The following is a 21095-nucleotide window of genomic DNA, read 5'->3' as shown; positions in this document are numbered from 1 at the left end:
GTCATGATTCATCTCATATGGGTGGCTTTGATTTGTATAGGATTTGTATTTGCAGCCGCACAGGGAAATATAGAGGTGGTGACGAAGGCAGCTTTTGACGGGGCAACTACGGGTGTTACAGTATGCTTTGGACTGATAAGTGTGCTGGTATTCTGGATGGGTATGATGAGGCTGGCTGAAGACGGTGGGCTCTTACAGAAAATATCTAAGCTGCTTTCTCCTTTGGTCGCCTTTCTCTTTCCTGATGTTCCTCGTAATCATCCCGCTATGGGCTACATTTTGTCCAATATGAGCGCCAATCTACTCGGACTGGGGAATGCAGCAACACCAATGGGGATCAAGGCGATGCAAGAGTTACAAACACTCAATCCTGATAAGCAAACCGCTACACCCGCCATGTGTACGCTGCTTGCGCTGAATACAGCCAGCATTACGCTTATTCCTACAACGTTGATCGCCATTCGGCTAAATTTTCACTCCGCACACCCGGCTGAAATCGTCGGAACGACACTGGTGGCGACCGCAATAGCTACCTTTGCCGCCATTGCGGCGGATCGTTGGTATCGTAGTCGAGAATTGCGTCGCCGTCCTCCAGCGAATCCACCGTCCCAGACTTCCTTGGCGCCACGTACCTCGCCTGCACCAACATCTGTAGTTTCTTCACATGTACCGCCCGTATCTTCACCTGCCGTACCGCGAACGGGAATCACAGCTACCAAGGGCAGGGACACCACTTGGAAAGGATGAGGGAGGCATGTTGAATTTTATTAACCTCGTATCGACTTGGGCCATCCCGGTTATTCTCGCTTTTATTCCTTTATATGCATATGCCAAAAAGGTCCCTGTCTACGATTCTTTTGTAGATGGAGCCAAAGACGGCTTTTCTACCGCCATCAGCATTATTCCTCATCTTGTAGGCATGATGGTGGCGATTAGCATTTTTCGAGCATCCGGCGCTTTGGACTATGTAATATCCTGGGTAACCCCGTGGATTAAAAACTGGGGCGTACCTGGCGAGGTGCTGCCTTTAGGTTTGCTTCGTCCATTGACGGGCACGGGTTCACTCGCGTTCACGACGGATTTAATTCGCACTTATGGTCCCGATTCCATGATCGGTCGGATTGCTTCAACGATTCAGGGCAGCACAGATACTACGCTGTATGTATTAACTGTATACTTTGGTGCGGTAGGTATCCGCAATGGACGATATGCCTTGAAAGTGGGACTATTTTCAGATGTGGTTGGTTTTGTGGCGGCTATTGCCATTTGTTTGCTTGTATTTTGAATTTTGCATCGTTTTTTGAACGGGGGTTGTGATTTTGCTCATGGATGGGTATCATTAGCATGAGGTGAATTAGCGAACATGGAAAGATTGCAGAAAATATTGGCCCAAGCCGGTGTAGCTTCCAGACGTAAATGTGAGGAGCTTATTCAGGCGGGCAGTGTGGAAGTTAACGGGGTTACCGTAACTGAGCTGGGAACGAAAGCAGACCCTGATCAAGATATGATTACAGTAAAGGGACGCCCGATCAAAACTGAGAAAAAAATCTATTTGATGATGAACAAACCCAAAGGGGTCATTACAAGCGCTTCCGATCCGGAAGGTCGCAAAATTGTGTCTGACTATCTGAAAGGCGTCAAGGAACGCGTATATCCGGTCGGACGTCTCGATTACGACACTGAAGGGTTGCTTTTGCTTACCAATGACGGAGAGTTCGCCAATCTGCTCACCCATCCCAAGCATCATGTGCCGAAGACGTATGTGGCTACAGTCAAAGGCGTTCCGCACGGTACTGAGCTGGATAAGCTGAAAAAAGGAATCGTGCTGGAGGATGGCATTACTGCACCGGCCGAGGTAGAATATAAGGATGTAGATCCGGACGGTAAGGAATCTGTGATCCAGATTACCATTTATGAAGGCAGAAATCGCCAGGTAAGACGGATGTTTGAGGCCATTTCGCACCCAGTTATCAGACTCAAGCGGATTGCCTTTGGGGATCTATTGCTGCAAAACTTGAAGCGTGGTCTCACCAGACCCCTAACCAAGGACGAAATCAACCGTCTCATTCAACTTGCCAAATCAGACAACACGAAAAAGAAACGGACAGGACGGGGGTCATAACCCCGGCCTTTTTGGTGTAAAGAGGCTGTTGGATGAGAGTAAAGTTTGACCAAGCACGGGAAAATAGTAAAATAGAGAGAATGCTTTTTTTAGCGAAGGGGCTGGGAATATGTCAGAACAAAGCAACCGCATATTAATTGTAGATGATGAAGAACGCATTCGCCGCCTTCTGCGGATGTATCTGGAAAAAGAAGGATACGAAATTGAAGAAGCTGAGGATGGTGAGATTGCTCTCCAAAAAGCGACTGCAAGCGATTACAGTATTATTTTGCTCGATGTGATGCTTCCGGGTATGGACGGGATTGAAGTGTGTACACGTCTACGTCAAACCAAATCTACGCCTGTGATTATGCTGACAGCCAAAGGTGAGGAAGTGAACCGCGTGCAAGGCTTCGAAGTTGGAGCTGATGATTATGTGGTCAAGCCCTTCAGCCCGCGAGAGGTCATTTACCGGGTAAAGGCAATTTTAAGACGATCGTCGGAGACGGCTTTTTTAACGAAAGAGGCTGTGCCAAGCAATAGTATTGTTTTTCCAAATCTTATTATTGAGCATGATGCCCACCGGGTAACTGCAGGCGGAATTGAAATCAGTCTAACGCCTAAAGAGTACGAGCTATTGCATTATTTGGCGGTGTCGCCAGATAAAGTCTTCTCACGCGAAGAACTGCTGAAAGATGTTTGGAATTACGAATTCTTTGGTGATCTCCGCACTGTGGATACGCATGTGAAACGGCTTCGTGAAAAGCTGAATAAGGTATCGCCAGAGGCAGCGGCTATGATTACGACCGTATGGGGCGTAGGTTATAAGCTGGAGGTTCCAAAATAACGTGAACTTCTGGAGATCGCTGGTAGGCAAGCTGTGGATCACCATCATTTGTCTTGTAGGTTCTGTGCTTATTTTTCTGGGGCTTTTTTTATTGCCATATATCAATAGAAATTTTGCGGCGCATGAATCGACGGAAATCAAGCATTTATTCACCTATACATGTATTGTCGGATTTTTATTGACGACCTTTTTTGCTCTATTTCTTTTTACTAAAATCACACAGCCTATGCAGCTGTTGATTCAGGCGGCGAATGCCATCCGTGAGGGAAGGTATGATACTCGGCTTTCGCTGGTGACCAGCGATGAGATTGGAGAGCTGGCGAAAACTTTTAACCATATGTCTACGGAACTGGAAGCGACGATCCGCAGTCTGAATGAGGAGAAAAACCATTTATCCAGTGTACTGCGAAGTATGTCTGATGCCGTAATTACCTTCGATAGAAGTGGACAAATCATCTTGACGAATCCGCCTGCACAAAGTTTGCTGGATATTTGGAAAAAGCTGGAGTGGCAGGAGCGTGATTTGGAGGAATTCGGAGCTTCTGTGCCTGAGCCTTTGTTGCCTTTGTTCCATACGGTTATGGACAGAGGCGAGGATGTCGGAGACTACATCCATGTCAAGAAAGGCTCGTGGTCAGTACAAATGGCGCCGCTGTATACAGATAACGCTATTCGTGGTGCAGTAGCTGTACTTAGAGATATTACGGAAGAAGTAAAACTTGAGAAGATGCGCAGTGATTTTGTAGCCAACGTATCCCATGAAATCCGTACACCCTTATCTATGATGCAGGGATACAGTGAGGCTTTGCTGGACGGCATGGCAGGTTCACCGGAAGAGTCCGAGGAGCTAGTACAGGTCATCCATGATGAATCATTACGTATGGGAAGGTTAGTCAAGGATCTGCTCGACTTGGCCCGAATGGAGGCAGGTCATACAGATATGTACCGTCAGGAAGTGGATGTGAATGAACTGATCGAGCGTGTTCACCGGAAATTTACGGTTCGTTCCAAGGAACGAGGACTGACACTCGATTATTATGAGCCAGGTCAACGCTTAGTGTTGCCTGAGGCAGATGAAGACAGACTGGAGCAGGTGTTGACCAATTTGCTGGATAATGCGTTCAGACATACGCCCTCTGGGAAAAAAGTTACCATTGCGGCGGATCAAATTCTGGGAGAACGGAATGAGTTAATCCGCATTCGGATTAAGGATGAAGGTGTGGGCATTGCCAGTGAGGATCTACCTTATATTTTTGACCGCTTCTACAAGGCAGACAAGGCCAGAGTACGTGGTGAAGACAAAGGGACTGGGCTGGGGCTTGCTATTGTTAGAAACATCGTAGAGGCTCACGGAGGCTCTGTCTCAGCTTCTAGCGTACTAGGAGAAGGGACGGAATTTACTATTTTGTTGCCGATCTCCAATAAAACAAGGCTGGGCTCTGTAACAAGCTTATAACGACGGCTCATATACCCCAGTTTGCAGGCATCCTCGGAAGAGGGTGCTTTTTGTTGAAAAATCAACATTTATCTTGTTCAACGTGGAACATTCTGTTTCAAGATGGATGCTTCTATGTTAGATAAGGGTATAAGAAAAGGCGCCTCGGTAGCCGACGCCTCTCTTTATAAATAAAACCAAGGAATTTCTCAACACTGACTGGAACTAATCCAGTACTACTTCTTGGGCAGTATTCAGTTCTGGTAAGCCTACGAGTTGAATCAGCACGTCTTTAGGCACAGCTTTGTCAACGGTCAGGATCATGATGGCTTCACCGCCAACAATTTTACGACCTACTTGCATAGAAGCAATGTTGACGCTGTTCTCCCCAAGCAAGGTGCCGACACGGCCGATAATGCCGGGTTTATCATTGTGTGAGATAAGCAGGAAATGAGCCTCCGGTGCCACATCTACCGGGAACTGGTTCAATCGAACAATACGTTCACCATAGCCTGCTAGCAGGGTGCCGGAAACACGTTGTTCTTCGCCGCTTTGTGTTTTGAGCGTAACGGTAATCAGGTTGGTGAAGCCCTTGGTGGCAGGCGCCTGAGAGACGATGAGATGGACGTCACGTGTTTTGGCAAGATGCACAGAGTTCACGATGTTCACATCGCTGCCCAGATGACGGCTAAGTACACCTTTCAAAATATAACGTGTGAGCGGCTGTGTATCCACAGAAGACAAATCGCCAGCATAATCTACCTGAATTTCACGTACAGCCTGATTGGTGATCTGAGCGGCAAAGCTGCCCAGCTTCTCTCCAAGCGAGAAATATGGCTGCAATTGCGTCATGACATTGGATGGTACTGGAGGCATGTTGACCGCATTTTTAAACGGCTCATCACGTAAAATATGCAGCACCTGCTCAGATACGTCGATCGCCACGTTCTCCTGTGCTTCGACGGTCGATGCACCCAGATGTGGTGTAACAATAATTTTTGGATGGCTCAGGAACGGATGATCCTGTGCTGGTGGTTCCGACTCGAATACGTCAAAGGCTGCACCGGCAACGATACCTTCATCGATGGCTTCAACAAGAGCCATTTCATCGATAACTCCGCCTCGGGCACAGTTGATGATGCGCATTCCTTTTTTCATCACTTCAAACTGCGGACGAGCAATCATATGCTTGGTTTCTGGTGTTAATGGCGTGTGTACGGTCATGAAATCTGCGTTGCGGATAATTTCGTCCACGCTGGCCAGCTTGATGCCCAGCTTCTCAGCGCGTTCTTCAGTCAGAAACGGATCATAACCAAGGATGCTCATGCCAAATGCTTTGGCGCGTTTAGCCACCTCACTGCCGATACGTCCCATGCCGAGAACTCCAAGTGTTTTGTTACGTAGTTCGACACCGAGGAATGTTTTACGATCCCATGTACCACCGATGGTTTTAGCGTAAGCCTGTGGAATATGGCGAGCCAGTGCCATCATCATGGCAAAAGTGTGTTCACATGTCGTAATTGTATTGCCGTCAGGAGCATTAATAACGATAATCCCGCGTTGTGTTGCTGCTTCAAGGTCGATGTTGTCCACGCCGACCCCGGCACGTCCGACAACCTTGAGGTTTTTACCTGCCGCCATGATGCGTTCGGTTACCCGGGTTTGGCTTCGGACGAGTAATGCGTCATAGTCACCAATAATTTGAACCAATTCATCCTCACTGAGACCTGTGTTCTTGTCCACCGTGACATCGTCTGCATCCATCAGCTGCTGAATGCCCAGGTCACTGATTGGATCGGATACTAACACTTTAAACATTTGGTTTCCTCCTCAAAGTTAACTTCTTTTATGGACAGGATGTACTTCGAACTGAAATACATTCCATAAAGAACATGAAAAAAACTTGAAATGCTTCTAAAAAGTACAGGAGAGCGGTCTAAATACTAGTGTGATAACGCATTGACGCAGAAAAGGAATAAAATAGTATTTTGCACCAAACTGATAACCAAAGGCCTTATGTGGAGTTGCTTTACGGTTTTCGGGCATCAAAAAAACTCCCGAATCACATACTATCTCCATAGTAAGGGACGAGAGTTATCGTGGTACCACCCTAATTCGCAGCCATTTCGCAATGGACTGCCTTCAGCGGTCATATAATGACCGAAAGGATAACGGTTTTCTGCCGATTGCATCTAATGTCGGAAAATGATTACCTAGACCTCGATGCAATAACTCAGGAGCGCTGAAAGTAGTTACTTCGCCACCGGCTTCCACCAAAACACCGGTTCTCTGAGGACGAAATCAATACCTTTTCTCCATCATTGTTGTTGTCGCTAATAATTTTTTCATAATGTATCATGGCTTACATGGGCATGTCAATAGGACATGCGGCATGTGTGGATAGACGACTAGAAACATAGCTACAGAATGCGGAAAAATTAAGATTTAAGTCTTCTTGAATCCGCCCGACTTTTTGGCTATGATGCTAAAGAAGACTAAGCAGAGGACTAACTAACTATGAAAAAGCTTAAAGTGAAATGGAAAAGAGCGCAAATTCATCAATTGAATGACCGCTTGCTGCTTTACAATTTGTATCTAACTCAGGGGCTGACCCTGCTGATTGGCGTAATCTGGACTATATTTCAGAAAAGAAATGTGTTTGAACTGTTTGCATTGCCCAACACTCTACATGTCTTATGGTGGGGATTGGGTTTGGCAGCCGCTATGCTATTAGTGGATTTGCTGCTGTCTCGGATCATGCCTGAGGATGCCATGGATGACGGTGGTATTAACCAAATGCTGTTTCAGAATCGACCGGTTTGGCATATTATTTGTATAGCTGCTATCGTTTCCATCTGTGAGGAACTTTTGTTTAGAGGTGCGATTCAGTACAGCTTTGGTCCTTATTGGACAAGCATTTTGTTTGCGGTTATTCATATCCGATATTTACGGCACTGGATTCCCACGGGCTGGGTTTTCCTTAGCAGTTATGGATTGGGATATATATACGTGCAGACAGGCAGCCTGTGGGCACCGATCATTTGTCATTTTGTGATTGACCTTATATCTGGCTTAGCGTTACGTTTTCGGAGGTATGAAGAATGAATCAGGAACTTAGCAGAGTGCAGACCTATGGTAGCCGCCGAAATGGCCGCAAAGGCAAGGAGGAGGACAGGCCAAAGCCAAAACCGGTTCGCTCCCGTGCTTCACGGCCCATGCCAGAATTGGCAGACGTTGCTGCTGCACCAGAAGTTGCTGTGACAATGGAGGAGGACACTCCTGCCAGTGAGTACCGAACACGGACAGAGATGTTTCCGTCCCGCCGTATTCGGGTGAGTAAGTGGTTTTTGAATTTTTTAAGCACTCTTTTTGTGCTCATTACAGCAGCACTACTATGGTGGGGAATTAAGGGTGCACCACCCATTAGTGAAATGCTTTGGTGATATAAAGGCATTGTGATAGCTTTCGTCTAGTACGTGCGTGCAATATTATGCTAAAAAAGCCTCCAACTCCCACAAAATATGCGGAGAGGGGGGCTTTTTTACATCATTTATTTTACATCATCTACATTTGACCTATGAGCAAGTGATAATTAACTGGTAGGAATCTCAATGCTTTGTGGATCGACAAATTGATAGCCCTTCTGCTCAAGGCGCGTCAATAGACTGTCCAGTGCCTCCGCTGTCCATGGCAGTTCATGCATCAAAATATTGCTACCTGGATGAAGTTGTTCTGTTACATTTTTGAGAAGTGTCTCCGTTTTATGAGGTTGGTTTTTTTTCATGGTCCAGTCCAGAGAACCTACGGACCATGTCATATACAAGAGCCCATTTTCCTTAGCAACCTTGCGACCTACGTCTCCACCAGCACCATGAGGCGGACGGAAGAATACGGGGGCTTGGCCTGTAGTGTCTTTAACGATTTTTTGTACTGTTTCAATCTGTTTTTTAACCTCAGCCTCAGACTTGTTCTTGAGAACGATGTGGTCCCAGCTATGGTTGCCAATGGGCTGTCCACGGTCATGGATAAGCTTGAGCAACTCAGGATGTTCTTTTACACGATAACCGTTTACGAAGAAAATTGCTTTTGCCTTGTGCTTATCCAATATATCTATGATTTTGTTAATCATGACCGCTTCTTTCGGGCCATCATCAAAAGTCAGCAATACCACTTTTTTTTCGACACCTTGTTGATTAGGAATAACATTGTAAGCTTTGTCCAAGTGATACATCTTGTTAGTGGTAACCGCAGTTGTTGAAACTGTAGTCTCGTTGCTCTTAACGGCGGTTTTGTCATTTTGTGTATTTGTTGTACTCACTGATTTTTGCTCATCACTGTCTGCTTGCTTGCTGCTTCCTTTGGGGGAAGATTTACTGCTCTGATCTTTGGCACTGTTACTTAAATCAGAAGTTACTGAATCCTGATGGTTACTGGAATCCGCAGATTCCGGCTTCGTCGCAGTGCAAGCACTAAGCAGCAGACATGCTGTTAGCAAAATGGCTGCTGTTTTTGTACCCATTAATTCATCTCACCTTCCTGTATTTATACCGTATGAGTTTGTCTCTGCTGACGAACACTATGCTTGATTCTACCACAAAGGGAGGTTCTAATTGTGAAAACATCTTCATTTTTCCTGGGAATCGTCTTGGGGGCTGTCGCAAGCTCTCTGATCTCTCGTAACCGCAATGCGTTGGGCTTATCCATGGACATGGGCGGAAAAAAAGGCGGAAATTTGGTACAGAAAGCTCGTACAAAAATGATGGACGCCGCATTTCCAGGCATGGGTGATATTGCGCTGAATACACAAGACACCCACAAGGATCATGATCATCGTTCACAAGCAGATAAAACCGTTCATAACGCCCAAACTGCCAAGAGCAAAGAAGAGAATATGAAGTTGATTAAAGAGTTTATTAGCACAAGTCCCGATGTTAAACGTGAGGTCGAGCAAATACTGAAAGAAACTCATACAGCCGTACCGGGATTGTAACCCGAAACCTCTATTCCGAATCATTTTGCGGCTTTTTTGTTAAAGCCGTTCAAATGATTCTTTTTTTTATCATTTTTATTCGTGCATTTACGATTATAAAATGATAACATGATTACATAGAACCATTTTCATCACAGGCATCATATTTGAATCATAATCTGCTAATAACACTCGGCTGCCAGGAGGAGGGTCCAGTATGAAAATAGAAAGATTAAGTCAGGACAAGATACGGATTTTCCTTACCTTTGACGATTTGAGCGAACGGGGTATCCAAAAAGATGATATGTGGCAAGAAATTCCAAGAGTTCATGAGCTGTTTACTGAAATGATGGATCAGGCATACAGCGAACTGGGCTTCGACGCCACGGGACCGTTAGCGGTTGAAGTCTTTGCGCTTCCTGCTCAGGGAATGGTTGTTATCGTCACTCGGGGAAAATACGATCACCAGCAGTACGGTTCGGGTCCCGATGAGGAGCTTCCAGAGGAAGTCTACGAAATGGAAGTCACAATGGAGCACAGTGATTCCATCGTTTACGCGTTTAGCGATTTCGAAGTACTCATAGAAGCGGCTCATATGCTCCGCAGCAACACTACGGAAGCAGGTAAGCTGTATCATTATAGAGGAAAATGGATTTTGCATTTGGAGCCAGAAGAAGTAGAAGAGTCCAAGCTTGCGGCCTTAATCGCGATTCTGGCTGAATTTGGAGAAGGTTCATCCGTAACACCAGCTATGCTGGAAGAGTATGGAAAGCTGATCATTCCTGAACAGGCAGCTGCTGTCATCTGCACCCATTTTGACAGCCGTTCTTGATTTGGTTTAGAAAGTGATAATGAAGTTAATTTGTCGGCTCTGCGCTGAAAGCAGAGCCGACTCATTTTTATGGAGGGATGATCGGTGCTTCTGTTTTCTGTTTTAGCGGCAGCTACAGCGCCGGGTCTCGCCTTATTGATGTATTTTTACTTAAAGGATCGATATGATTCGGAGCCTCTGCACATGGTTATTAAAGTATTTTTGCTCGGTTTTTTGGTGGTGCTTCCGGTCATGATTTTTCAACGTGGGTTGCTGCTTTGGCTAGGAGATGACACTTTAATTCAGGTGTTCGGTATTTCCGCTGGAGTGGAAGAGTTTTTTAAATGGTTCCTGCTGTATCACATCATCTATAACCATACGGAGTTCGACGAGCCTTATGATGGTATATTGTATGCAGCCGCAGTCTCACTCGGGTTTGCCACAGTTGAAAATCTGTTATATGCCTGGGCGGGGCATGCTTCGATCAGCATGATGTTAATGAGATCGTTGCTACCGGTATCCGGTCATGCGATGTTTGGCGTTATGATGGGCTACTATATGGGGAAAGCCAAGTTTTCGAAAGACCTGAAGAGTAAATATATGCTGCTTCTGTCATTAGTGCTTCCATGGTTTTGGCATGGAGTGTATGATTTAATTTTGACGAAATTTTCACACGACTGGATCTGGTTTATCATTCCGCTGATGGCATTTCTATGGTATGGAGGGATGGCAAAAATCAGTCGAGCGAATAACCGTTCTCCTTTTCGAATGTTAAAACGGGAAGAAAAGGTTAATATGTAACGAAATGGGACACACTGATCTGACAAACCTGTTAGAGAAAGAGGTGTCTTTTTTGCGTATAAAAGTAAGAATTCATTGTAAAAGATGCGGAGAACGCTTTGTACTGAGAGGGCGAATGGAGCAAGGACAGATTCAGACCGGCTTTAAACGCTGTATTTGCGATAACTGTGAGTTTATTGTTGAAGTCATGGAAAACCATGCATAAGAGAGCTTTCTTCTTGTCACACTATCGGTAGTGTATTTGAAGAAAGGAGACTCCCAATATGTATAAACGACTTAGTGCCGTATTGTTCCCGGTGGTTACCCTGATTATGATAGGAGCATTTGTGTGGGGTTATCAGCAAAACCAGATGAGAAAAGAGGTGTCTTCTCAGGCAAATAGCATGTCGATTAAAGCGGAAAATCAATACCAGCGTGCATTTCATGATTTGTCGTTTCATATGGATCAGCTGCATTCCCAACTCGGTAACGCGGTTGCTGTCCATACTACTTCACACGCGATGCACCGCAAATGCTTGATGAACGTGTGGAGGATTGCAAGTGAAGCCCAAAACGAGGTTAATCAGTTGCCTCTCAATGTAATGCCTTTTAATCATGCTAAAGATTTGCTGTCACATCTATCTGCATTCTCGTATCAGACCGCTGTTCGTGATCTGGATCACGAGCCTTTAAACGAGAAAGAAATTTCGAATCTAAAAACGTTATATAACAATTCCAAGGAAATTTCGAAAAACATGCATGAGGTGCAGCAAAAGGTCATTAGCAAAAACTTGCGCTGGATGGATGTTGATATGGCGGCCGGTTCTCAAACTGGACCGAAGGACAACACCATTATTGATGGCTTCAAAACCGTGGACAAAAAAGTAGAGAACTACAAAGAACTGGATTGGGGACCGTCTGTTGCGAGCATTTATGATAAGCGCTCAGTGAAAAAGTTGAGTCTCCCGGCGGTGGATGCTGGACAAATTAAGCGTAACGCCGCTGAATTTACAGGAAAACCAGAAAGTCAGATTCGTGTGAACGAAAATGGCAAAGGAACAGAATGGGCGTCTTATACGGCTACGCTGTTAAATAAGCAACAGCCTGTAGCCACGATGGATTTTACGAAAAAGGGCGGCAAACTCATTTCTTATCATGACATGAGAACAGTAGGTCCTAAAAAAGCAACTCGTAATGAAGCGGTTCGCTATGCAAGTGAGTATCTTGAACAAAAGGGCTACAAAGGAATGAAGCCCGTAGCATATGATGAAAGCGGGAATTTAGCCAACATTACATTTGCAAGCCAACAAGGGGATGTGATTATCTATCCAGAAAAAATCACAGTCAGATCAGGCTTGGATAACGGACAAGTGATTGGTTTCCAATGCAGCGATTATGTCTATGAGCACAGTCACCTCCGTCGCATTCCTCAGGCAAAACTGAATTTGAATGAAGCACGAACGAAGTTGAATCCTGAGTTTCGCGAAACTTACCACCGCAAAGCACTAATTGAAAATGAACTGTCAAATGAAGTTCTGTGCTATGAATTTGGCGGTAAAATCAACGGTTCCATTTATCGAATTTACATTAACGCGAACACGGGAATGGAAGAAACGATTGAACAGGTAAAAGATTCAGATGAACCACAAGTTACGGCAAGTAATGCCTAGTTGATTACACTAAAATGAATCTATAGTCACTCTAAACCTCCTTTATTAAGGAGGTTTTTGTGCTTTAGTCATGGTTCTAGCAAATATAATGCTTAATATAGGCACAAAGTCGTGGTATTATATACCTTAATTATAGTTTTGAATGGACAAGGATGGTGAATCGTTTGTTTCCGAAAATTAACGATGTGTTATACATACAAGTTGCCGGTACCGATCAGAAGGAGGAATCTTTTGAATATAAGTCACGTATTGCGGAAGAGGACCCACAGAACTTTCTAATCGAAATTCCCATGTCACAAACAAGCGGGCATTTGAAAAAGCTGTTTCTTGGGGAAGAACTGTCTATATTTTTTATGAGCGAGGGTGGGATTAAAAACTATTTTAATACCCACGTTACAGGCTTTAAAGAAGACGTCCTCCGGATGATTCGCATTCACAAGCCTGCTCCCGACAGCATCAGCAAAATTCAGCGTCGAAACTTTCTCAGGGTAAAGGCCAACTTGGAAATTGCGGTTAAACATGGTGCAAACGAATCTAGATTTGTAGCAGAGACGCATGATGTAGGAGGTGGAGGCGTATCTTTTCAGACTCAGGGTTCACATCATCTTGAAGAAGGAGAATCATTGTCTTGCTGGATTTTGGTTCCATATAAAAACGGCACTCAAGAACATGTTCCGTTCCAATCCGAAATTGTACGCATTCAGCAGATGGAAAATGGCCGCAAACTCATTATGTTGAAATATGAGAAAATCGCTGACCAGGAGCGCCAAAAACTGATTAAATATTGTTTTGAAAGACAGTTGGAGTTCCGGGGGAAATCGTAATCATCCGAAGCTTTTCTTTTTTAGTAAACCTGTCGCTTATTTTGCATCGCCTATAAATGTGTGGTATAATTTTCACGTCGCAGGCAATGCCTGCTTTTTTCTTGAGGTTAGGTTAGGAGGAATTCCCTGTTGGCAAGGCAACATGCATCTTCAATTAACAAAATAAATGTAGCCATTGATGGACCTGCTGGCGCAGGGAAAAGTACAGTGGCCCGCTTGGTGGCGAAAGCACTTTCCTATGTATATGTAGATACCGGAGCCATGTATCGAGCAGCAACATGGTACATGATGTGCAAAGAAATTCCTGCAGAAAATGTACAAAAAGTGCTTCAGCATGTACCTGAGCTGGTGATTGAATTAGTACCGGACCCCACAGGCCAAAAGGTTTATTGTAACGGGGAAGATGTAACCACTGTGATTCGTTCGATGGAAGTGACTAGCAATGTGTCACAGTATTCGAGTATTGCTGGTTTACGTACACGCTTGACCGAATACCAGCGTGAAATGGCTGCGCGTAAAGGTGTCGTCATGGACGGACGCGATATTGGAACAACTGTGCTTCCCGATGCGGAAGTCAAAGTGTTCATGACCGCAAGTGTTCAGGAACGTGCCTCACGTCGTTTTAAAGAACTGAGCGAAACTGATGATATCACTCTGGAACAGCTTGAACGTGACATTGCGGCACGTGATAAGTTTGATGAGGAGAGGGAGGTATCCCCGCTTCGTTGCAGTGAGGACGCCATCGTGCTTGATACGACTCATATGGGCATCCAGGATGTCGTAGATACGATCGTATCTTATTGCTTAACGGAGAAGGATGGAGAGATCAGCCAATGATATATACTGTATGCGCCAGTATTTTGCGTCTCATTTACCGCGTTCTGTTCAGGCTTGAGGCGGTAGGCAGGGAAAATGTTCCTGCTGAGGGTGGAGTGCTGTTGTGTTCTAATCATATTAGTAATCTTGACCCTCCTACAGTTGGCATTTTGCTGAAGCGCAAGGTTCACTTTATGGCCAAAGCAGAGCTGTTTAATGTTCCTGTACTGGGACCACTGATCGACAAACTGGGAGCTTTTCCAGTCAAACGTGGTGGTGTGAGTAAGGAATCCATTAAGCTGGCATTGAACATTTTGCGTGAAGGTAAGGTTATGGGGATTTTTCCCGAAGGCTCCAGAGGAGCTGGGGGAATTGGTAAAAAGGGTGCTGCCAGTTTTGCACTGCGTAGTGGAGCGGCTGCCGTTCCGGTCGCCATTATTGGTGATTACAAGCTTTTCCGTAAAACGAAAGTGATATACGGTAAACCTGTTAATTTGGACGCTTACCAAAAGGGTACCGATGTCGAAGGAGATCCTCTTGAACTGGCAACAGAAGCTATTATGTCACGTATTTGCACAATGAAGGAAACGGGTAAGCCTACCAATGATTGAACGGCTTGCATGAATTGTGTCTAAGCTTGGAAAACTAGAACAAAAATGTATTTTGTTTTGAACTCTGCTATGCGCAGGTTTAAATAAATGGTTTTTTTTGAATTGAGGAGGGTATTGACATGTCGGAAGAAATTAAAAATCAAGAAGCTGCTGAAGCGGCAAATCAAGACGAGCTCGATCAAATCGTTTCCCTGAAAAAAGGTGACACCGTTAAGGGTACAATTGTGAAATTGGAAGATAACCAAGCGGTAGTAAGCATTGGATATAAATACGATGGAGTTATTCCAATTCGCGAATTGTCTTCTGGTCTGGACAATGCAGAAGAAGCAGTACAAGTAGGCCAAGAAGTTGAAGCTAGAATCATCAGCATCGATGACGGCAAGGAAAAACTTGTTCTGTCCAAACGTGCAATCGACAGTGAAAATGCTTGGGAAAAGTTGGAGCAACTGTTCGAAAGCAAAGAAGTATTTGAAGTTGTTGTGAATGATGTTGTTAAAGGCGGCATCGTAGTAGACGTGGGTCTGCGCGGATTCATCCCTGCATCCATGGTAGAACGCCATTTTGTTGAAGATTTCAGTGATTACAAAGGCCGCACATTGCGTGTTGTTGTAAAAGAACTGGATCGTGAAAACAACAAAGTGATCCTTTCCCAAAAAGACGTTCTGGAAGCAGAATTTGAAGCTAACAAGCTTAAAGTAATGGCTGAGCTGAAAGAAGGACAAGAAATCGTTGGTACGGTTCAACGTCTTACTCAGTTTGGTGCTTTCGTAGATGTTGGCGGAGTAGATGGTCTGGTTCACGTATCTGAAATTGCTTGGACTCATGTTGATAAGCCCTCTGATGCTGTTTCCGAAGGAGATCAAGTGAAAGTGAAAGTCTTGAAAGTAGATCCTGAAAAAGGAAAAATCAGCCTGAGCATGAAAGCTGCACAGCCTGGTCCTTGGGAATCGGCTGCTGGACAATTCAATAACAATGACATCGTAACTGGTGTTGTTAAACGTCTGGTTAACTTCGGCGCATTCGTTGAAATCGCTCCTGGTGTGGAAGGTTTGGTTCATATTTCTCAAATTTCCCACAAACACATTGGAACTCCACAAGAAGTTCTGGAAGAAGGACAAGAAGTTAAAGTTAAAATTCTTGAAATGAATCCTTCCGAAAAACGTGTTAGTCTGAGCATTAAAGAAACTGAGGAAGCTCCGGAAGCTGCTCCAAAAGCAGAAAGAGCACCACGTGCATCTCGCGCACCTCGTGAGGAACTGAATAATCCTAACGTTTCCCTCAACAACTCCGGACTGAGCATTACGCTTGGCGAGCGTTTTGGTGATAAGCTGAACAAATTTAAATGAGTTTAAATCAATACATTTTATAATAAGCATAACGTACACCATCGGCGGACCCAGAGGGTTCGCCGATTGTTGTTACGTCACTATATCGCCAATAGGTATGTTTTTTGCTATGATGATAGCGGAAGAATTGACAGGAGGAGTGAATTTATGGCAAGACCCGTTGTGGCTATCGTTGGTCGTCCGAATGTGGGTAAGTCCACGATTTTTAATCGGATTATCGGGGATCGTCTGTCCATCGTGGAAGATAAACCGGGAATCACTCGTGACCGTATTTACGGTATATCGGAGTGGAATGGTAAATCCTTCAGTATTATTGACACCGGCGGCATTGAGATTGATGGTGAGGATGTTATTTTGAAGTCCATCCGTATGCAGGCCGAACTTGCAATAGAAGAAGCAGATGTTATTGTATTCATGAGCGATGCAAAAGCAGGAATAACGCAAGCGGATGAAGAGGTAGCTCAAATGCTGTATCGTTCGGGTAAACCGATCATCGTAGCAGTAAACAAGGTGGACAACCTCAGTCGCGCTGATCTGATCTATGAGTTTTATTCTTATGGATTTGGTGATCCAATTGCTGTTTCTGGTAGTCATGGTACAGGGATCGGTGATCTGTTGGATGCAATTACGTCCAATTTACCTGAACTAGAAGAAGATCATTATGATGAAGACGTTATACGTGTCGCTTTGATCGGACGTCCGAATGTAGGTAAATCTTCACTCGTTAATGCCATTCTAGGAGAAGAACGGGTTATCGTTAGTGACATTGCTGGTACAACGCGTGATGCAATTGACACGCCTTTTGAAAAAGACGGTCAAAAGTATGTACTGATTGATACGGCAGGTATGCGTAAACGTGGTAAAGTATACGAAACGACAGAAAAATATAGTGTAATGCGTGCGATGCGTGCGATTGAGCGTGCAGATGTTGTACTGGTCGTTATTAACGGCGAGGAAGGCATTATTGAGCAGGATAAACACATTGCTGGCTATGCTTATGAAGCGGGTAAAGCCTCGTTGTTTGTCGTTAATAAATGGGATGTCGTAGATAAAGACGATAAGACGATGCATCAGTTTGAGACTAAAATCCGTGACCACTTTCTGTTCATGACCTATGCTCCGATTGTGTTCTTGTCTGCAAAGACAAAGCAACGTCTGCAAAAGTTGCTTCCAGTTGTACAGCATGTGGCACAGCAGCATGTCATGCGTATTCAGACACATCTGCTGAACGATGTCATTTCCGATGCGGTTGCCATCAATCCACCGCCAACAGACAAGGGCCGTCGTCTGCGTATTAACTATGTGACTCAGGTTGCTGTTAAACCGCCTACGATGGTTGTATTCGTAAATGATCCAGAGATAATGCACTTCTCTTATGAGCGTTATCTGGAGAACAAAATTCGCGCCGCCTTTAATTTTGAAGGAACTCCAATTCGAATATTTACACGGCGCAAGTCTGACGAAAGTTAGGAGCGAATAGGTTGATTTTACAGATCGTTGCCATCGTACTCAGTTACTTGCTTGGCTCTGTCAGCTTTAGTTTGCTGTATGGAAAATTAAAAGGAATCGACATTCGCCAGCATGGAAGCGGCAATGCCGGTGCGACGAATACGCTGCGCGTGCTTGGAAAAGGCCCAGCTATTCTGGTACTGCTGCTGGACGTACTCAAAGGGGTTATTGCGGTGCTGATAGGGCACTGGTTGGGTGGAGAATCATCCTGGTTACCGGGTTTGTGTGGCATTGCGGCGATTGCGGGCCATAACTGGCCGGTATATTTTCACTTTCGCGGAGGCAAAGGGATTGCGACTGCCATTGGTGTATTGGCATCTCTTGCCTTGCTGCCGGCATTATATGCCGGAATCATTGCGATACTTGCCATCGTAATAACGCGTTATGTATCCCTGGGATCACTAATTTTTGTCATTTTGACCCCTTGGATATTACTTGTACTTGGTTTTGCTTGGCCGTTATTTTGGACGGCTCTAATCATTTGCCTGTTCGCTGTGTGGAGACACCGTACTAACATAGTCAAGTTGGCACGGGGAAATGAGAATAAGCTTGGCTCCAAAGGAGGAGATCGTCTTGTCTGAGAAAATAGCTGTGCTGGTGGCAGGGAGTTGGGGAACAGCCTTAGCTTCCGTACTTGCGACCAATAACAACGATGTCTCTGTCTGGACGAGAAGCGAACAACAAGCTGCTGAGATCAATGAGAAGCATACGAATGAGCATTATTTACCAGGCTCTATTTTGTCTGATCGCATTTCAGCTACAACGGATATGCAGACTGCGGTATCTGGAGCTAAAGCGGTGATCATCGTATCTCCTTCGTCTGCCGCTCGGCAGGTTGCACGTAGTCTGAAGGCTCATTTCACCAAGGATATGCTGGTAGTACATGCCATTAAGGGTTTTGAAACAGAGACACTCAAGCGTATGTCCACGGTGATCTCGGAAGAACTGGAAATCGCGGAGGATGATATTGCCGTGCTGTCAGGCCCGAGTCATGCGGAGGAAGTGGTGAAGAAATGTCCTACAACGGTTGTTGTAGCTTCTTCCAATGAGAAGGCTGCTCAGGCTGCCCAGGGGCTGTTCATGAACTCTTATTTCCGCGTCTATACAAACCGTGATTTACTCGGTGTAGAACTGTCCGGTGCTTTAAAAAATATTATTGCACTGGGCGCGGGAATGTCGGATGGACTTGGCTTCGGTGATAATGCCAAAGCGGCTTTGTTGACCCGTGGATTGGCTGAGATTACCCGTGCCGGAGTTGAGATGGGGGCTAATCCATTAACCTTTGCCGGACTCGCTGGTATAGGCGATTTAGTTGTGACTGCAACGAGTCGTCACAGCCGCAACTGGCGTGCAGGTTCATTATTGGGACAGGGCCAACAGCTTGATGCCGTACTGGAATCTATGGGAATGGTCGTAGAGGGGATTCGTACGACAAAAGCAGCATACGCTATCTCACAAAAATTGGGTGTGCAAATGCCTATTACAGAGGTGTTGTATGGAGTGCTGTTTGAAGGACGTGACGTCCGCAAAGCCGTTGAGGCATTAATGGGTCGCGATCCGAAAACCGAGATGGAAGTCATGCCGCTTCAAACTTGGGAGCAATGGCATTCATAAGAGTACAGAGGAGCTTCTAAAGTATAAAGGTTGTCTCATGAGTAGATCTTTCTACGATGAGATAGCCTTTTTTAGTTAGGCGTTTGGCATGTCTTTTGTATGCTTAATCACCTTTTGTCTCCGTCACTCATAGACTGAGTTGAGCAATGGCGGAGGAGGGGAGATTGTGAGTAAAAACTTTCCGAAAGATGCATTGAAGGCCATTAACAAAAAAGGCGGCAAAAACATATCCGAAAATGCAGTGAAAAAGCTGGCAGGCACGGTAAAGCCGGACACGCTTCAAAGTGAAGCGCAGTTGCGTCAGCTTATAAAACAGGTGTCTGCGATGGCTAACATTCCGGTATCGGAAGATACAGTCAGGGATATTGTCGGAGCCGTCAAAAAGAGTGGAATGAATCCTTCCAATATGGAAGCGTTAATGAAAATGATGATGAAAAAATAAAACACTGGCCGTACGATGGTTCGTTTTATTCACCGTGAACCGGGAAGGTTCGCGGTTTTTTTTATATTTTGAGGCAGTAAAGTGCTTTTTCAGTACACAAAATGTCGAACTGCCATGTCGAACATGTTATAATGATGCCCATCAGGAAACGGGAGGAAAGATAGCAAAGGAGGAAACGATGTTGAAGGAGGCAATATCATCAGTGTTAGTGGACAGGCTTCCTCACGATCTGGCAGTTGCGCTGGGTAGCTTGACTGAGAGCTGGTCAGCGGTGTCGGTTCCGTGGATGCTGGGGGGGAGCTGTGCACTACTTGTGCAAGAAGTTGAACTGGATCGTCTGCCTCGGGACATTGATATTTATGCGGATATTCATGCAGCAAAGCTGTTACACGCGCGCTCGCCGGGTGTAAGTATAGACCCACAGCAGGTTGACCGTAGCGGATCTTACGTTTCTTTGCTAAGCCACTATGAACTGGAGGGATTTCCAGTCGAATTGGTGGGAGGATTTGAGGTTTTATGTGATGGAGCTTTATATCGCTTAGAGGTCGAGCGGCTACTCTGGTCGGCTGGGATTCAGCTTGATCTGGAAAATACCTCATTGCGTTTGATGCCTCTCAGTCACGAGTTGCTATTCAATCTGTTGCGAAATCGTCCTGACCGCTATCAAGCGATTGCAGATGTCATGAAGCGAGACCCACAACAACACATAGGGATACTAACACAGCTATTGGTCCGTAACATTTGGAATAAGGAGCAGTTGGGCAAGCTTATAGAGCTTCTCCCTTGGCCAGAACTTCACTCCATAATCGGGATGAGTAATGAAATATAGGTTGCGTGCGTATTAAGAGGAAAGGTGAATGGAGGACCGTTCATGAATGTGCAGATTACGTTCAAGCCGTCAGGCAAGCGCGTACAAGTCGGTCAGGGCACGTCATTGCTCCAGGCTGCCCGTAAAGCAGGTGTGTACATTCCCACACGTTGTGATGGAAAAGCAGCCTGTCTGATGTGTAAAGTGCAGATAGCACCGGAACGGGCTGAGCTCGCAGGTCACCCTAATGATGCAGAACAGCGTAAGCTGGGACCTTTACTGAATGAAGGAATACGTTTATCCTGTCAGGCCCGCGCTCAAGGTGATGTAGAGGTAACCATACCGGAGGATAGACTTAAGGCAGCTATTAGGCGGCAACTGGAGCGTCAGGCACTGGATGACGAACTGTGGTAATATCAATTTTAATAATTAGAACAAAAAACAAAGGATATTTCTCAACGGCTAGAACCGGTCAGAGACATATCCTTTTTTTATTTAAGTCTAGCAACAAA

General features: G+C 45.2%; 23 protein-coding genes and 1 other annotated feature. Of the genes, 21 read left to right on the top strand and 2 right to left on the bottom strand.

The genetic code is table 11. From position 1 onward, the window contains the following. The first annotated feature begins 3 nt into the window (after positions 1–3). From HFE01_RS08340 to HFE01_RS08320, 5 genes are all read left to right on the top strand, one after another. A complete protein-coding gene (locus tag HFE01_RS08340; RefSeq protein ID WP_044785216.1) occupies positions 4–747 on the top strand; it encodes a nucleoside recognition domain-containing protein in 744 nt (247 codons plus the stop codon). 7 nt (positions 748–754) lie between these two features. After that, positions 755–1285: a spore maturation protein gene (locus HFE01_RS08335; RefSeq protein WP_014599983.1), complete on the top strand. Its 531-nt coding sequence runs from the start codon at positions 755–757 to the stop codon at positions 1283–1285. Between the two features lie 78 nt (positions 1286–1363). Next, the gene (locus tag HFE01_RS08330; RefSeq protein WP_013371714.1) at positions 1364–2122 is read left to right on the top strand and encodes a pseudouridine synthase; all 759 of its coding nucleotides are present in this window, start codon (positions 1364–1366) and stop codon (positions 2120–2122) included. A 109-nt stretch (positions 2123–2231) separates the two neighbouring features. Then, positions 2232–2948, top strand: a complete 717-nt coding sequence (locus tag HFE01_RS08325; RefSeq protein WP_013371713.1) for a response regulator transcription factor — start codon at positions 2232–2234, stop codon at positions 2946–2948. Between the two features lies 1 nt (position 2949). Continuing rightward, positions 2950–4404: an ATP-binding protein gene (locus tag HFE01_RS08320; protein WP_016822235.1), complete on the top strand. Its 1455-nt coding sequence runs from the start codon at positions 2950–2952 to the stop codon at positions 4402–4404. Between the two features lie 204 nt (positions 4405–4608). On the opposite strand, the gene serA is transcribed toward HFE01_RS08320, so the two are convergent. Continuing rightward, positions 4609–6201, bottom strand: coding sequence for a phosphoglycerate dehydrogenase (serA, locus tag HFE01_RS08315; RefSeq protein WP_013371711.1), 1593 nt, complete (start codon positions 6199–6201; stop codon positions 4609–4611). A gap of 262 nt (positions 6202–6463) precedes the next feature. Continuing rightward, positions 6464–6714, bottom strand: a binding site (T-box leader). 186 nt (positions 6715–6900) lie between these two features. Between serA and HFE01_RS08310 the strand changes: the two genes are divergently transcribed. Then, positions 6901–7488: a type II CAAX endopeptidase family protein gene (locus HFE01_RS08310; RefSeq protein WP_107733416.1), complete on the top strand. Its 588-nt coding sequence runs from the start codon at positions 6901–6903 to the stop codon at positions 7486–7488. Further along, entirely contained in the window at positions 7485–7826 is a 342-nt protein-coding gene (locus tag HFE01_RS08305; RefSeq protein WP_017427534.1) for a hypothetical protein, read from the top strand. The genes HFE01_RS08310 and HFE01_RS08305 overlap by 4 nt, the downstream gene beginning before the upstream one ends. Before the next feature lie 149 nt (positions 7827–7975). Here the strand turns inward: HFE01_RS08305 and HFE01_RS08300 are convergent, their stop codons facing one another. Then, the gene (locus tag HFE01_RS08300) at positions 7976–8902 is read right to left on the bottom strand and encodes a polysaccharide deacetylase family protein (RefSeq protein WP_107733417.1); all 927 of its coding nucleotides are present in this window, start codon (positions 8900–8902) and stop codon (positions 7976–7978) included. Positions 8903–8995: 93 nt separating this feature from the next. On the opposite strand from HFE01_RS08300, the gene HFE01_RS08295 reads away from it, so the two are divergent. From HFE01_RS08295 to HFE01_RS08230, 14 genes are all read left to right on the top strand, one after another. Next, entirely contained in the window at positions 8996–9373 is a 378-nt protein-coding gene (locus HFE01_RS08295; protein WP_013371707.1) for a hypothetical protein, read from the top strand. Between the two features lie 196 nt (positions 9374–9569). Next, positions 9570–10184: a genetic competence negative regulator gene (locus tag HFE01_RS08290; protein WP_107733418.1), complete on the top strand. Its 615-nt coding sequence runs from the start codon at positions 9570–9572 to the stop codon at positions 10182–10184. 84 nt (positions 10185–10268) lie between these two features. Next, positions 10269–10964: a glutamic-type intramembrane protease PrsW gene (gene prsW / locus HFE01_RS08285; RefSeq protein WP_016822228.1), complete on the top strand. Its 696-nt coding sequence runs from the start codon at positions 10269–10271 to the stop codon at positions 10962–10964. Between the two features lie 263 nt (positions 10965–11227). After that, positions 11228–12613, top strand: a complete 1386-nt coding sequence (ypeB, locus tag HFE01_RS08280; RefSeq protein WP_107733419.1) for a germination protein YpeB — start codon at positions 11228–11230, stop codon at positions 12611–12613. A 164-nt stretch (positions 12614–12777) separates the two neighbouring features. Beyond that, entirely contained in the window at positions 12778–13437 is a 660-nt protein-coding gene (locus HFE01_RS08275; protein ID WP_016822226.1) for a flagellar brake protein, read from the top strand. 129 nt (positions 13438–13566) lie between these two features. After that, the gene (gene cmk / locus HFE01_RS08270) at positions 13567–14274 is read left to right on the top strand and encodes a (d)CMP kinase (protein ID WP_017427536.1); all 708 of its coding nucleotides are present in this window, start codon (positions 13567–13569) and stop codon (positions 14272–14274) included. Next, positions 14271–14864: a lysophospholipid acyltransferase family protein gene (locus HFE01_RS08265; RefSeq protein ID WP_107733420.1), complete on the top strand. Its 594-nt coding sequence runs from the start codon at positions 14271–14273 to the stop codon at positions 14862–14864. Before cmk ends, HFE01_RS08265 begins: the two co-directional genes overlap by 4 nt. 119 nt (positions 14865–14983) lie before the next feature. Then, positions 14984–16210: a 30S ribosomal protein S1 gene (gene rpsA, locus HFE01_RS08260; RefSeq protein ID WP_013371699.1), complete on the top strand. Its 1227-nt coding sequence runs from the start codon at positions 14984–14986 to the stop codon at positions 16208–16210. Between the two features lie 147 nt (positions 16211–16357). After that, a complete protein-coding gene (der, locus tag HFE01_RS08255; RefSeq protein ID WP_013371698.1) occupies positions 16358–17680 on the top strand; it encodes a ribosome biogenesis GTPase Der in 1323 nt (440 codons plus the stop codon). An 11-nt stretch (positions 17681–17691) separates the two neighbouring features. Then, a complete protein-coding gene (gene plsY / locus HFE01_RS08250; RefSeq protein ID WP_016822223.1) occupies positions 17692–18300 on the top strand; it encodes a glycerol-3-phosphate 1-O-acyltransferase PlsY in 609 nt (202 codons plus the stop codon). Continuing rightward, positions 18293–19333 (top strand): NAD(P)H-dependent glycerol-3-phosphate dehydrogenase, encoded by a 1041-nt coding sequence (locus tag HFE01_RS08245; protein WP_013371696.1) that lies wholly within the window; start codon positions 18293–18295, stop codon positions 19331–19333. The genes plsY and HFE01_RS08245 overlap by 8 nt, the downstream gene beginning before the upstream one ends. 166 nt (positions 19334–19499) lie before the next feature. Beyond that, positions 19500–19775 carry a stage VI sporulation protein F gene (locus HFE01_RS08240; protein WP_016822222.1) on the top strand — a complete coding sequence of 92 codons (276 nt, stop codon included), beginning with the start codon at positions 19500–19502 and terminating at the stop codon, positions 19773–19775. Positions 19776–19953: 178 nt separating this feature from the next. Continuing rightward, positions 19954–20604: a hypothetical protein gene (locus HFE01_RS08235; RefSeq protein WP_151255666.1), complete on the top strand. Its 651-nt coding sequence runs from the start codon at positions 19954–19956 to the stop codon at positions 20602–20604. 42 nt (positions 20605–20646) lie between these two features. Then, positions 20647–20997: a 2Fe-2S iron-sulfur cluster-binding protein gene (locus HFE01_RS08230; RefSeq protein WP_107733421.1), complete on the top strand. Its 351-nt coding sequence runs from the start codon at positions 20647–20649 to the stop codon at positions 20995–20997. Positions 20998–21095: the final 98 nt, after the last annotated feature.

This window comes from Paenibacillus sp. EKM10P (genome assembly GCF_011800655.1).
Classification (GTDB): domain Bacteria; phylum Bacillota; class Bacilli; order Paenibacillales; family Paenibacillaceae; genus Paenibacillus; species Paenibacillus polymyxa.
Note: the sequence above shows the minus strand (reverse complement) of the source record. Positions and strands in the feature narration are given on the sequence as shown.